At 42.9% G+C, this 12,279-nt stretch carries 13 protein-coding genes; 8 read left to right on the top strand and 5 right to left on the bottom strand.

Annotated elements, in window-relative coordinates:
• Positions 1–90: 90 nt before the first annotated feature.
• The 3 genes from ACO6V5_RS09715 to ACO6V5_RS09705 all read left to right on the top strand — a co-directional run bounded on the left by ACO6V5_RS09715 (position 91) and on the right by ACO6V5_RS09705 (position 1,606).
• On the top strand, positions 91–438 hold the full coding sequence (locus tag ACO6V5_RS09715) for a hypothetical protein (RefSeq protein ID WP_422133250.1): 348 nt from the start codon (positions 91–93) through the stop codon (positions 436–438).
• Between the two features lie 190 nt (positions 439–628).
• Positions 629–976, top strand: a complete 348-nt coding sequence (locus tag ACO6V5_RS09710) for a hypothetical protein (RefSeq protein ID WP_422409069.1) — start codon at positions 629–631, stop codon at positions 974–976.
• Positions 977–1,192: 216 nt separating this feature from the next.
• Positions 1,193–1,606, top strand: a complete 414-nt coding sequence (locus ACO6V5_RS09705) for a hypothetical protein (RefSeq protein ID WP_422133252.1) — start codon at positions 1,193–1,195, stop codon at positions 1,604–1,606.
• A gap of 105 nt (positions 1,607–1,711) precedes the next feature.
• Here ACO6V5_RS09705 and ACO6V5_RS09700 read toward each other — a convergent pair whose 3' ends face one another.
• Complete coding sequence (locus tag ACO6V5_RS09700) at positions 1,712–2,401, bottom strand: hypothetical protein (RefSeq protein ID WP_422409067.1); 690 nt, start codon at positions 2,399–2,401, stop codon at positions 1,712–1,714.
• An 81-nt stretch (positions 2,402–2,482) separates the two neighbouring features.
• Positions 2,483–3,547 carry a DUF3080 family protein gene (locus tag ACO6V5_RS09695; protein ID WP_422133254.1) on the bottom strand — a complete coding sequence of 355 codons (1,065 nt, stop codon included), beginning with the start codon at positions 3,545–3,547 and terminating at the stop codon, positions 2,483–2,485.
• Between the two features lie 142 nt (positions 3,548–3,689).
• On the opposite strand from ACO6V5_RS09695, the gene pdxB reads away from it, so the two are divergent.
• From pdxB to ACO6V5_RS09670, 5 genes are all read left to right on the top strand, one after another.
• Entirely contained in the window at positions 3,690–4,841 is a 1,152-nt protein-coding gene (pdxB, locus tag ACO6V5_RS09690; RefSeq protein ID WP_422133255.1) for a 4-phosphoerythronate dehydrogenase PdxB, read from the top strand.
• Between the two features lie 109 nt (positions 4,842–4,950).
• Complete coding sequence (locus tag ACO6V5_RS09685) at positions 4,951–5,328, top strand: disulfide bond formation protein B (RefSeq protein ID WP_422133256.1); 378 nt, start codon at positions 4,951–4,953, stop codon at positions 5,326–5,328.
• A 211-nt stretch (positions 5,329–5,539) separates the two neighbouring features.
• Positions 5,540–6,397: a hypothetical protein gene (locus ACO6V5_RS09680; protein ID WP_422133257.1), complete on the top strand. Its 858-nt coding sequence runs from the start codon at positions 5,540–5,542 to the stop codon at positions 6,395–6,397.
• A gap of 161 nt (positions 6,398–6,558) precedes the next feature.
• Complete coding sequence (locus tag ACO6V5_RS09675) at positions 6,559–7,200, top strand: hypothetical protein (protein ID WP_422133258.1); 642 nt, start codon at positions 6,559–6,561, stop codon at positions 7,198–7,200.
• Between the two features lie 188 nt (positions 7,201–7,388).
• The gene (locus ACO6V5_RS09670; RefSeq protein WP_422133259.1) at positions 7,389–7,583 is read left to right on the top strand and encodes a DUF3955 domain-containing protein; all 195 of its coding nucleotides are present in this window, start codon (positions 7,389–7,391) and stop codon (positions 7,581–7,583) included.
• Between the two features lie 98 nt (positions 7,584–7,681).
• Here ACO6V5_RS09670 and ACO6V5_RS09665 read toward each other — a convergent pair whose 3' ends face one another.
• The 3 genes from ACO6V5_RS09665 to ACO6V5_RS09655 form a co-directional block, all read right to left on the bottom strand.
• Positions 7,682–8,611, bottom strand: coding sequence for a hypothetical protein (locus tag ACO6V5_RS09665; RefSeq protein WP_422133260.1), 930 nt, complete (start codon positions 8,609–8,611; stop codon positions 7,682–7,684).
• 489 nt (positions 8,612–9,100) lie between these two features.
• The gene (locus tag ACO6V5_RS09660) at positions 9,101–10,171 is read right to left on the bottom strand and encodes a hypothetical protein (protein ID WP_422133261.1); all 1,071 of its coding nucleotides are present in this window, start codon (positions 10,169–10,171) and stop codon (positions 9,101–9,103) included.
• 290 nt (positions 10,172–10,461) lie between these two features.
• Positions 10,462–12,273 (bottom strand): protein kinase domain-containing protein, encoded by a 1,812-nt coding sequence (locus tag ACO6V5_RS09655; protein WP_422137632.1) that lies wholly within the window; start codon positions 12,271–12,273, stop codon positions 10,462–10,464.
• Positions 12,274–12,279: the final 6 nt, after the last annotated feature.

The raw sequence follows: 12,279 nt of genomic DNA, 5'->3' as shown, positions 1-12,279 counted from the left end.
ACTGCAGTCGGTGGTTCAGCTGAAGCTGGTGTTATGTTCCCGGGCTGGCTATGCTATGACTCAGTTCTTTACAGTTGAGGAGCTCAAAGCATGACCGATCCATTGAAGATAGCAAAGTATTACTTCCAACTCTCAAATGACAGTAATTTTGATGAGATCACAAAGCTATTTTGTGAAAGTACTACTTACAGATCAGGAAAGGGTGAGCTTTTTCTGGGTGTGAATGACATCATGACTATGCAGAGACTTTATCATGGTATGTTTGCAAGACTTGAATGGCAAGTAAGCAGTGTCACAGAAACCAAACCCGGAATTGTTCATTTTACTTTTAACTTTGTCGGTGAAACACACACTGGTGAAGTTGTAGAGTATTCTGGTTCGGAAGATGTGGTCGTGTATGATGGGAAAATTCAGCACATTCAGGTTCAACGACGGTGAAATCTTGAAACTCTTTTAATAAAACTCATCAAGACGATTAAAAGCATACTTTAAAATCGGACCATAAAAAACACAGGCTCTACGGCGCACCTGAATACGATTTCGAGCGTATAGGTTAGTGATTTAATATAAAGTATAAGGGGGAAAGAGTAGAACAAAGAGCATCAGAGTTAGAGGTAGTGGAGGAAAGATGATTAAAAAATATTCCCATGTCTTTCTGTTAGTGGTTCTAACTGGTTGTTTTTATATCAGTCAGGGCGATATTCATAAATACGTTTATAGAGGGAGTATTTCAGGTTATGCATACGACGAGTATAAATTGTATTTATATAAAAATGATAAACTTTTATCCAATCTACGAGCAAAAAACCTTGAAGTTATAATTTATTCTCCAGTCAACCTTACTTTAGAAAATGATAAGCCTGTTGAAATACTTAAAGATGGTAACTATGTCATCAGGGTTTTAATGAAAAGAGCCTTTTCAAGAAGAAATGCTATCTATAATTATGAGCTATCTCTTTCGGTGTATGATCATTAAATTAATAAATTAGAATCAATTTAAAACTGTGAGAAGGTATTTTATAGAATCTTTTAAGTGGTTCTTGTGATGAAAATATCAAACTAATAAAAATGCACTTGGTAGGGTTTTTCACGAGATTCCTGCTGTGCGCTCCTCAAGCGACAGGCGTTATAAGCCTCTCAGTATAAGCTATAATACCCAATCTGATTTTGTTCTATTTAAGTTGGTGTTGTAATGAAGGTTTCTGTTCTACTCTTTGTTGTTAAATTTATTTCAATAAACACTTGGGGCATGATGGAAGAAGATAACTCAGGTTCTGATAAGAATATCAGCCAGGACACAACTGTAAAAAAAACTGTAAAAAAAGAAGAGTGCAGTGTGAAATCACTAACTTATTTATTAAATCCTCCTTTGCAAGTAATCGTAATAACAACTGATGGTGATATTTATCAAGCAATTACTGGCGTGATGATGGGGCAATTTTATTTGACTGTGGCACATGTTTTACCTTTGTACGATCTGGATTCAATTAGCCAAATATTTGTTGGTCATCCCCAAGGCTCATTTTATAAAGAAGTGATTGTAGATTCCATAAGCTTTAACCCTGGGCAAGGAAGGGATCAGTGCGTATTAAAACCAAAATATTAAGAAATAGAGTTCATAACAAAGATTAGCAAGGGACTTTCCCTGTAGCGCAGCCTCTCCAAATGGGGGGGTTAATAATTAGAAAAAATCTTCCCTGACATCAGGTGCTTAATCTTCGATCATTTCGGTGAAGGCTGCAATGGCATCAGGGTCACCATGTTTAATTTTGTTGGCAATGATGTGGTGAAAGAAATACTTGAAATCTTCATGCTCCTGCGCTGGAAAAAGGCATTCATCTTTGGGCAGAATGGGTGTGGTTTTTACTTTCTTCTCATCGGCCAGCATGGCAAGAATACGACCATCATTGTACAGGCGCCAGCTAGTGACATGAATCAACATCAGGGTGTGAAAGTTGTCTTCTGTCAGGATCGCATGAGTGCCAATATTGTCGCCAATTTCCTGCAAAATGAAGTCGGGGTCTTCTTCTTTCGTTTGAAAATATAGGGCGGCGGTTTCCAGCTCTGTTATTTTGTATTCGGGAGGCTCAAAAAAGGCGTGATCATGAAAGCTGTCGTAGTAGCCTTCCCAGCGTCCATTCAGTGGGTCATTGAGCTCTCGTGCAGGCACCAGCTTATTGAGCCATGGCACCAGAGCATCCACTGTGCCATCTTTTTTCAGGGCCCAGCAGAGAATTTTCATACTGAACAGTTTTCCGGGATTAGCGTCGTTGCTGTAAAGCATTTCCAGGCCATCCTGCTCCGGCGCCAGCCTGATAATTTTTTCACTTTCGGTTTCGTTGACGGGTTTGCGGGTAAAAAGGTCAATCACATTCCCTTCGTCATCCGGCTTTTTATCCATTGAATCTCCGGTGGTGCAGGGCGTATAAGTGTGAGTCAGGAATCGCCCTTAAGGCTGTCTATCGGCACTGGAGTCTGGAAGTTAATTCGGAGGGATTTGTCCGGGTTGCATCTGGCATTCAGACAGCACTTTTTGCCAACTTCGGGTATGGCGCAGAATGGCCTTGTCCAATTGCTGCCAAACTGAAAAGGCGTAATCAGAACCGGTAATGGCCAATAGGTAGTCTTTCATGGCCTTGTCTGGAGCAGGTGGCAGTTCAAGCAGTAAAGGCAACATGACAGATCGCCACTCTCTCCCTTCTGAAACGACTTTGGCCATGTAGGGTTGGATACTGTCGACGTAGAAAAGTCTGAAGACATTGTTGAGTCGTTCTATTTTTACAGAGCGCCGACCTTGAGGGCAGATATTGTCGCTCTTTTCCAGCATCACTGAAACACGGTTGAGAGTGTTGGTAATAGCTGACGCGGCAGCCAGTAGTTGACCACTGTAGTGAGAAGCGGTTAATTGTTGCAGTTGCATTTCCAGAGACTGTTGATCGTAGGGAGGAGCAAAACGGTCATCTTTCAGATAAAGCCTCAGATAGTTTAAGGCTTCCAGTGTTCCCTGACGGCCATTATCTCCATGGAGAGGAAGCAGGGTCTGAAAGCCGCTCAACTGGCTTGGCAGTTCAGTTCCAGACAGCAGCATGTTCCATTTGGCGGCAGGCAATGCGGCTTCTTTCCGCTGAAGGATAGCTTTCAATCTGGCTCTTAGTTCTGCCTTTTTATTCTGCTGCTGTAAATAGTTTGTGCAGTCTTCCAGCTGGACGATCAGTTTTTTTTCGTAGTGCAGCAACTGGGAAGGCTGCATCTGCTTACCTAAACTGTTGTTGCGGTGTGCAATAAGCTGCGTAAGTCTTGGGCATTCGAGAAGATTCAGGGCTTCCAGTGCTTTTAAACGAATATCCGGTAATGGATATTGACGCTGTCTTAACGGAGGCATTTCAGGAAAACTGACCGTAGCAGACGGCATTGGCTGTCCGGTAACGTTACTGATTCTTTCTTCATACTCTTCCAGCTGGTATTCAGCTGTGGAACGATAACCACAGCCTGCCAGTGTGATCAGCAAAAGCAAGGCAAGGGAGCGAACAGTTACTTTCAAAGTCATGAGCAGTGATTGACAGGATTGAGTGCAGTATAGGTTTTATTTCTCAAACAGGAGTGACCGATCCACATAAGCCCTGAGTTGTTAATTTTAAGAATGGACTATAGTATCACGCCATCACTGGATTTAACGAATACGGCCATCGATGAAAATTGTTGCTGACGAGAACATTCCATTACTTCATGAATGCTTCGGGGCACTGGGTGAAGTAGTGGCTTTACACGGGCGAGATATTACTGCAAGCGATATTGCGGACGCAGACGCGCTGCTGGTGCGTTCAGTAACAGTGGTGAATGAAGCACTACTGCGGCAGGCTTCATCTCTCAGGTTTGTTGGTTCTTGTACTGCGGGCGTTGACCATATCGATCAGCAAACTCTGGCTGGCCGGGGCATTACTTTTGCCAATGCGCCTGGCTGTAATGCCCGTTCTGTTGTTGAGTATGTGCTTTGCGCCCTGGATATTCTTGCCGATCGGGATGGCTTCAGTCTGGTGAACAGAAAGGTAGGTATTGTGGGTCATGGTCAGGTGGGCAGCCAACTGTATAAAACCCTTGAAGGGCTGGGTGTTGAGGTCATGGCCTGTGATCCACTTTGTGAACGAACGGCGGGTGTTCGGTTCGAATCCCTGGAAACTTTGTTACGTCAGTGTGATGTCATTGCTCTGCATACTCCCCTGACCCAGGACGTGGATTATCCTACCTATCATATGTTGGATTATGACAGGCTGAGCAAGATAAAACCGGGCTCTATTCTGATCAATGCCGGGAGAGGCCCGGTCATTGATAATCAGGCGCTGTTGGAATTACTCGAAGAAGGTCTGGATCTCAGTGTGGTGCTGGATGTCTGGGAATATGAGCCCGATGTCAATCTGGATTTGCTGGCTCGCGTGGATATCGGCACCCCCCATATTGCGGGCTATAGTCTTGACGGCAAGATCTCGGGTACCGAGAAGGTCTATAAGGCCCTTTGCCAGACCTTTGGCTTGCCGTGCAGGGTTAGACTGGCCGCTATCACTCCCATGCCTGCACTGAAGAGAATGGGTTTTAATGACTCAGCTACCGCTGCCCAGGCCGCAGGTATTGCGATGAAATCCGTCTACGATCTGCGCCGTGACGATGCGCTTATGCGACGTCTCATCACCATGAAGAAAGAGGCGTGCGCTATCGAATTTGACCGGATGAGAAAGCACTACCGGGAGCGGCGGGAATTCAGCACTCTGGTGCTTCAGGCCAAAAAGTGTGAGCCTAAGGTTCAAGAACATCTGAAGGCCCTGGGCTTTAATCTTCAGGAGGTCTGAGACAGTTTTGCTAGTTTCTCGTATGCAGATCGATACGATCACTTCGTTATAAAGAGTCTCAGGAATCTTACGATAAACCTGTACAGATGAGTGCACTGGGACAGGTTACATGATCAAAACACTGGTGATGAGCCGCTACATTAGACCTTTGGGCTGGATAGCTATTGCGATTTGCGCAGTGACCTGGTGGATGGATCTGACAGAGATCGTGAAAACCTGTCCATTCTGCCGCACGGAAAGAACTGCCATTGGTCTGCTCGGTGTTCTGATGGTTTTGCCTCATTACCGCTATATCAGTATTTTCTTAACCTGTCTGTTTTCCGTGGTCGGTCTGGTCACGGCTTCCCAGCACCTGTTCCTGATGATAAAAAGCTGGCACTTCTCGTTGAATACCCCGCTGGTTATCATTGCTCTGTGTTTGCTCTGTGGCGAGTTGCTGCTCTTGATCGAACGGGCTTTACTAAGCCGTAAAAGTCTGAAGCAATAGTCTGAAACAAAAGTCCGAAGATAAGTTCCGGCTATTTGTTATGCTGGCTTACTTTATGGTTAGTATTAATATCCATAAAAGGAAATTATTATTCGTTTTATCTGTCAAATGAATAATAAGATTTTTAATCTGGAAGAATAAAAAAACTGCCATCCAGATTTGATAAACCATCTGGACAGGTGCTTAATGAAATACTAATGGATGTATAACAATGAACTCAGTGACAGAAATGCAATTACAATTCAACCTGGCTTCAATTCAATCAGAAACTACTGAAGCTAAAGGTTTAGGAGCTAAAGAGTTAGGAGTTAATCAAGTTAGCTCTTATCAAAGTTACCAAGCTCAGGTTGGAACAAAATTATTATCAGAAAGAAAGGTTGACTCTGCTAATGATTTTCGTTTTCTTAATGAAGAACTCTACGTAATAAAATGGTACCTTGAAGAACATTACGCTGAAAAGCTCGACGTTGAAAAAAAATCCGGAGTTAAAAAAAATCATGTTTTTCCGTTTAGTTTAAATGGTGTAAAGCATTATAGATTAAGTCCGGATTACCCTGTTTCAGGAAAAGATTTTTCAGTGTCTTTGCCTTTGAGCGAGGAAGTAAATCTTGATTTATGCTATCGGGAGAAAGTAAAAAAAAGGTTGTCAGATATCTTTACGCACGGCTTTGAGAATGTTTGCAAAACTTTATATTTTTTTGAAGATCAGGAAAGTGTTGTGAGTGGTGTTTGTCATCAATTTGTTAATTACCTGGCATTTGGAATGGATAAACAAATAAGTCAAAATTTCAATGGCTGGTATGAAAAGCTTTCATTTGTATCTATTCAAAAATTCGATCAGGAAAAAGTACGCTGGGGAGACATCGTTCAATTATTATCAGGTGAAAGTTTAGTTCATAGTCTTTTTTACATAGGAGATGGAAGGTATATAAGCAAACATGGAGTGTGTGATATATTTTTTCAGTCATTGTCAGCTGCTCAGGAGTCATACCCTTCAGACTCAGTGAGGATCGTTAGATTAGCGCCTGAATATTATTCAAAACAAATAACCTTTGAAGGAAATGACTGAGCCTTCTGGTTATCTGCGGCACGCCTGGTACTCCAAAAAAGTTTTGGTGCACTCAATGCAAAAACTGCTTCGGTAATGACTGCTGGTGTCAAGTTAAAAGGCAAAGTGAAAAAAATGAGCTATTTTTAGTTTCTGATGTTAAAAACACATGGTGGTACATCATGAAAAGTATAAAGATTTTCTTGTCAATTTTTATAGCTTTTTCTATGTTTCCTAACTCAGGATTTGCAGATGGTAAAGAGAAATTAGAAGCCAGTATAAATGAATTCAAAATAGCTTTTACAGATAGATTGCATGGTTCACTTTCCTGGGGGATGCAGCATGATGCGGTTTCAATGCTGCATATTACTGATGAGATTGTTTCAGAACATGGCATTCGAAGTGAATTGATACCCTTTGTTTCAACCCTAAGTGAAGAATACGCCGCTAAAGGGGATGTTCTTTCACTACTCATATTGGCAACATTGTGTTTGCATTATGTTCCAAATGAGAGCCGTGAGTTGATTTTAAGATATGTTATGATACTCCAGTCTGCAGTTTTTTATGAAATGAAAGGAACAGTTAAAAAAGAACTTATTTTTGAAATGATACAAGAATTTTTCGGAACTATGAAACCCGAAAAACAAAGTATGTTTGTTGAAGAATCGCGAACCGTATTTAGTTCAATTTCTCAGGGTCATTATGCTGGGAAGTTGTTCTCGAATCAGTCAGGGGCACATTTATTAACTTTTTTACCCACCCCTTTGTTGTTAGCAGAGGCACTGATTTCTACCTGGACAATCAAGCGAGGAGTAAGTAGATAGTAAAGCGAAAAAATTGGATGGCCAGAGGTTTCTGGTATTTATCTAAAGCGTCCGATAATAGCTTCTTTACACCGGCGGTTCACAATGGTTGGTGATAGAATCATAATTAATAGCTACTTTAAGATAATCGAGAATCGTTTTTTTGAGCAGAAGCTTAAACATCGAAAGGTTAGAGCGTTGAGGTTTTTATGTTCCGTAAATATAAGATAAGTCTGATCTTGAGCTTATGTGGCATAGGCTGCTTAGTCGTCTACTACTCTGTCGGTGCATACGTAAATCACAACGGAATACTAACCGAGTCATTCGGTTTTCTCCCATTGTTCTGGATTTTTCAACTGTTGGCTTTGGTGGCGTTTGCTATCAGCTTTTTTAAGCCAGAATGAGCTAAAAATAAATAATTGTCATAAGTACCTAACCTTGCGAAAAAAAAATGCCTCTCATTACTTTAGGTACTTGTCATTTCTTCTCAAAGTAATATTTTTCAATAATGGAAATGGTTATGTTGCTCGGCATAAGTATCGAGAAAACCATCAATAGCTAACGATTTTGTCAATAAGACTTTTTTCCATCGATTGTCATCAGGTAGGTAATATTGAGTATATAAATAACTCTTTATTGAGTATGCTTCAAGCCCTAACATTAAGCCTATAAGAAGAGAGCTGCCAAAATAATCACCGAATGTTTGATATCGCTTCCAGAAACCGTAACCTTCTCGCATGCGAGCAAGTCCGGAAATGGTCCAGAGGACAGGAAAAGATGTCATTCCTATTATTGCAGTTCCTTCACCGCGAGGGAAGCTATAATACTCGATTGTTCTGTAATTCGAAAAATTATTCTGTAGATTGTTTTTGAAAATTTCTCCAGCGGAAATAACTCCATGCCGAGCCAGCTTATCTGAAAAAGCATACAGTGCTGTAGATATATCTGTATTAATTTCACTGGGTGATGCAAATATATGTGACACCCATCGTTTAATAACGGGAGATTTATACTTTTCAGTTTTAATATCGATTACTGTATTTTTCCGTAAAACTAACTCAATATTATCAGCCGCTAAAGTTGTGGTAGGATAAAATGAGAGGCCATAGGGTTTAAGATAATCGATTACTTTAGTGGAAGTGATTGGGCCAAAGATATTAATTCCTTTTATCTCGGATAAACTCACTTTTCTCTTTTCGGTATTATGGTTGATTCGTTTTTTTAGCTCATTTATATCAACAGTGTCAGTGCAAAAATGAAATGCGGAATACCCGTTTAACTCCAGGCTATCCATATAATGTTGAATCGCACTATTATAGTTTTTACAATAATTTTCATGAAAAACCATTACGTAAGTTGGTCGTAGCGCAGAGGCATCTGCACTAAGTAAAAAAGAAAATAAGTATAATAAAACTATTATTCTGAGCAACATAGCTTTCATCTCCATACTGTGTATATAGTATTAGACATTAAAAAGATGAAATGGTTTCAAACTACCAGAGATCGTGAAACGGCAGCATTGGAGTCAGGCGCTCATGCGACGAAAAGGGGAAATAGGAAGGAGGAAGTAAGGGGAAATAGGACATCCATTAAATGCTTCTAAATCAGGAAGTAAGGGGAAATAGGACATCCATTAAATGCTTCTAAATCAGCAAGGACTTCACATGAAAATCATTATTCTCATTGCCTACGAAGGAAAGATCTTCTTGCTATGCACAAATGTACGTATGCCACTTTTATCTTTACGAACTGCTTTAGCTGTTTCTGCCGGTTTAGGGTGTTGTAGCTCTGGCGCCGGAATGCCAGCGCGGTGTCCTTCTATAGTGTCTATTTTTTCACAAGGGCTTATGAACACCACTCAGAAAAAAACTCTCAACAAAATTACTGATATTAAGGCACTTCCTGTACCAGAGAATTACTTTCATACTGGGTCGTACAGCACTTCGTCAGGTCTGACATGGACATGCACATCAAACCACTTATACGCCTCTTTGTCGGTAATCGATTCATCAATCCTCTCCACCAGCTTGTGATGATAACTAACGGTGATACGTTCAATAATCAGTCCAAGATCCCGTGCAACATTAACCGTACTCTTTCCGTTTACCGTTGTTTCCAGAAAGGCTGTCTTGAAAGCGTCCGAGCCGTAATCTTTTTTGTGCTCTAACAGGATCTCTATGGTTTTCTGATTCGTAATCATTTCCCGGTCAATGATCTCCGGCAGTTCCAGAAGCCATCCGAAACTGTCGAAACTCAACTTAAACTGACGGGCAATCACATTGCTCATATAGAAGTCTCTGGGTTTGATAGCCCCGGATTTGCGGTTATCTGAAAATGCCCAGCGGCTTTGGGTAAACTCGTTTTTAAACATGTATTGCGCAAAAGGTTCGCCCGGTTGATTGCTGCCTTTAGTGATCGCCTCATCGAGGACGGTTATTTTGGTTGTGGTCAGCTTATCGAGTTTTTCAAATTCAGAAGCATATTGCTTCTCCAGCTCCATCAGCCGATTTCGGATCTGCCGGTCCCGCTGGATTCGGTTTCGGAAATTTAAAAGGGTCTTAAATTCAGTGCTTAAAGTGTTCTTAACCTCCGGCTTCCAGAACGACTTGCCTTTAGCCGTGGGTAGCAGGGCCGCAAACTGTTGTTCAAGCACTCGGCGCAGTTTCGGCTGATGGCATTCATCCTGCTCTGCCAAACGGACAATCCGCCCTTCCGCTGTCATGCCAAGCTTGTTCAGTGGCTCTTTGCCGGAGCTGTCCTTCAGGTAGCGCTCTATTGCTCGAGTCGTTTCTTCAACCGATGTTACATGAGTTACAGTTGATTTCCCTGTATCGGGTAATAGAGGCGATTCAGGCAGTGAAGGTTCACTAGTGTTACGTACAGTGACGTCCCTGCCCATAATAGCACCGGTGGATGCTTCCTCTGATTTAGCTCGCTTAGGTTCTGGTGGAAATGGATTGAATGACTCATTTCTTTTATTGATACCGTCCATGAATTATTACTCCAAAGCCAATATTTACCTTTATCCAGTCAGGATTAAAGGTAGTAAGTTAGAATCAGATTTATAAAAGAAGTTCATAACAAGTTGTTAAGTGTAACTAACAAAGTTTTTGCCTCTCAGTACATGCATAATGGTGCCACTCAATGCTACGGATCTGAAAGACATTGCCTGAAAAGTGGCCTGACTTACCGTAGGTATAAAGCTCTCGAGTGGATCAGACCTCATTCTCACGCTGTGAAGACAATCACGGACGTTGTGTTATATGTAAAACCCGCTCTGGTTTAACTGCTTAAATACTGGATCAGATTGACAATAAAAAGTAACAGCGCAATCAACTGCCAGGTCAACACCGGATTTCGTTCTATCAGGGGCTGAAAGTCCCGGTTCCTGAATGAACGGTTCGGTTGTTTGAGATCTTGCAAAAACTCAGACAGGGCAGGGTATCGTTTAGCCGGGTCAGCAGCCACGGCTTTTGCCAGTGCCGAATCAATCCATGAAGGAATGGATGAGTCAGACAGGTTGGCGTGGCGGTATTGCATATGCTGATAATGTCTGACCCTGATACTGCTGCCTGAATGTTCCGGGTAGGGCAGTTTACCGGTCAGCAATTCATAGGCCATCACGCCAATGGCAAACTGATCCGCTCTTTCGTCGATAACCCCGTCCAGAAAGTATTCCGGCGCCGTATAGTTTTTGCTGCCCTGGGGTAAATCGCTGTGATGAGCCTGCTGATTTTCCAAATCCCCCGCGACTCTTGCTGATCCAAAATCAATCAGTTTCAGACGGCCTTTCTGGTCAAACATCAGATTTTCCGGCTTCAGATCCTGGTGCAGAATCTGAAGTCTGTGCAGCCCCCGAACAGCGGTGATCATCTGGGCGACAATATCCCTGACCTGAGTCAGAGTCGGTTTGGGGTTCTCCTGCATCCAGCTGCGCAGGGTCTGACCTTTTATGTATTCACAGGTATGGTAAAGAAATTTCCGACCTGGCCTGGGGGCCATGATTGCCATAATAGAAGGATGTTTTACTCTGCGACCAATCCATTCTTCACGCATAAAACCTTCGAGGTAATCGGGGTCATCTTCATAGTTGATAGAAGGGGTTTTGATGACCACATGATGGGCAGCGACTTCCTCAGGCCCAATATCTTCTGCGAGATAAAGCTGGCTGCGTTTGCTGGCGTGAAGTTCTTCAAGAATACGATAGCCGTCGAGTATCTGACCAGGGTAGAGATCTGGTGGCAATCTCAGTTGGGAAAGCCTTTCCAGGTTTTCACCAGCATCTCCGGCAGGGACTTCATCAATGCGACCGATGACGCAGGTCAGGTTGTCATGGCTGCCGTTCTTTAATGCCAGGTCCACCAGATGTTGTGCCACTTCATCCAGTGATCTTTGATCGGAAAAGCACTTTTTGAGGGCATCCTGTGAGAGAAAATCATGAATGCCATCGGTGGTCAGTAGCAGTATGTCTCCGACATCCAAAGCTTCTGATCTGTAATCCACTTCGACATCAGGCGCCATGCCCAGTGCCCGACCTAAATACTGTCGTCCACCCAGAGTGGCAGTATGATCCCGGGTCAGACATTCCAGCTCATTATTTCTTATCCGCCAGGCTCTGGAGTCACCGGTATGCACCAGATGCAATGTCGCTGACTTCAGAATCATGGCGGTAAAAGTGGTACACCAGCTGCCCTTATCCATGGGGTCCGTATGACCCTGCTGATAAAGCCAGCGGTTCAATGCGCTGAGAATCCTGGCGGCCGAATAACGGGCCGTCCAGGAATCCGGGGTACTGTAATAATCAGAGGTAAAGCTGGAGATAGAGGTATGGCTGGCCCGACGGGCTTCACTACAGGCGCTGACGCCGTCGGCCAGAGCCAGAACAGCACCTTTGTTATGCATTACATGGGTGTTTGCTGGCACCTCCGCCACCCAGGCGTCCTGATTTTCTTCCTTGACGCCGGCACTGCTGGCACCGGCTGTGGTCATTTTTAACGGCTTCATATTCTTCTTTTCTGTTTCCCGGCGCCTAGAAAACCATTGCTGGCAGGTGCTGTCAAATGCAATAACAATAGAAGTGCTGTGGTCTTGCATTAACAT

The sequence above is a fragment of the Endozoicomonas sp. ALD068 genome (genome assembly GCF_049310145.1).
Taxonomy (GTDB): Bacteria; Pseudomonadota; Gammaproteobacteria; order Pseudomonadales; family Endozoicomonadaceae; genus Endozoicomonas_A.
The sequence above is the reverse complement of the archived record's forward strand: the minus strand, read 5'-3'. Positions and strand labels throughout refer to the sequence as shown.

Coding starts and splice junctions, on each gene's coding strand:
- ACO6V5_RS09675 (WP_422133258.1), top strand. CDS start 6,559: ATGAAAAGTATAAAGATTTTCTTGTCAATTTTTATAGCTTTTTCTATG.
- ACO6V5_RS09685 (WP_422133256.1), top strand. CDS start 4,951: ATGATCAAAACACTGGTGATGAGCCGCTACATTAGACCTTTGGGCTGG.
- ACO6V5_RS09660 (WP_422133261.1), bottom strand. CDS start 10,171: ATGGACGGTATCAATAAAAGAAATGAGTCATTCAATCCATTTCCACCA.
- ACO6V5_RS09680 (WP_422133257.1), top strand. CDS start 5,540: ATGAACTCAGTGACAGAAATGCAATTACAATTCAACCTGGCTTCAATT.
- ACO6V5_RS09695 (WP_422133254.1), bottom strand. CDS start 3,547: ATGACTTTGAAAGTAACTGTTCGCTCCCTTGCCTTGCTTTTGCTGATC.
- ACO6V5_RS09665 (WP_422133260.1), bottom strand. CDS start 8,611: ATGTTGCTCAGAATAATAGTTTTATTATACTTATTTTCTTTTTTACTT.
- pdxB (WP_422133255.1), top strand. CDS start 3,690: ATGAAAATTGTTGCTGACGAGAACATTCCATTACTTCATGAATGCTTC.
- ACO6V5_RS09710 (WP_422409069.1), top strand. CDS start 629: ATGATTAAAAAATATTCCCATGTCTTTCTGTTAGTGGTTCTAACTGGT.
- ACO6V5_RS09655 (WP_422137632.1), bottom strand. CDS start 12,273: ATGCAAGACCACAGCACTTCTATTGTTATTGCATTTGACAGCACCTGC.
- ACO6V5_RS09670 (WP_422133259.1), top strand. CDS start 7,389: ATGTTCCGTAAATATAAGATAAGTCTGATCTTGAGCTTATGTGGCATA.
- ACO6V5_RS09700 (WP_422409067.1), bottom strand. CDS start 2,401: ATGGATAAAAAGCCGGATGACGAAGGGAATGTGATTGACCTTTTTACC.
- ACO6V5_RS09705 (WP_422133252.1), top strand. CDS start 1,193: ATGAAGGTTTCTGTTCTACTCTTTGTTGTTAAATTTATTTCAATAAAC.
- ACO6V5_RS09715 (WP_422133250.1), top strand. CDS start 91: ATGACCGATCCATTGAAGATAGCAAAGTATTACTTCCAACTCTCAAAT.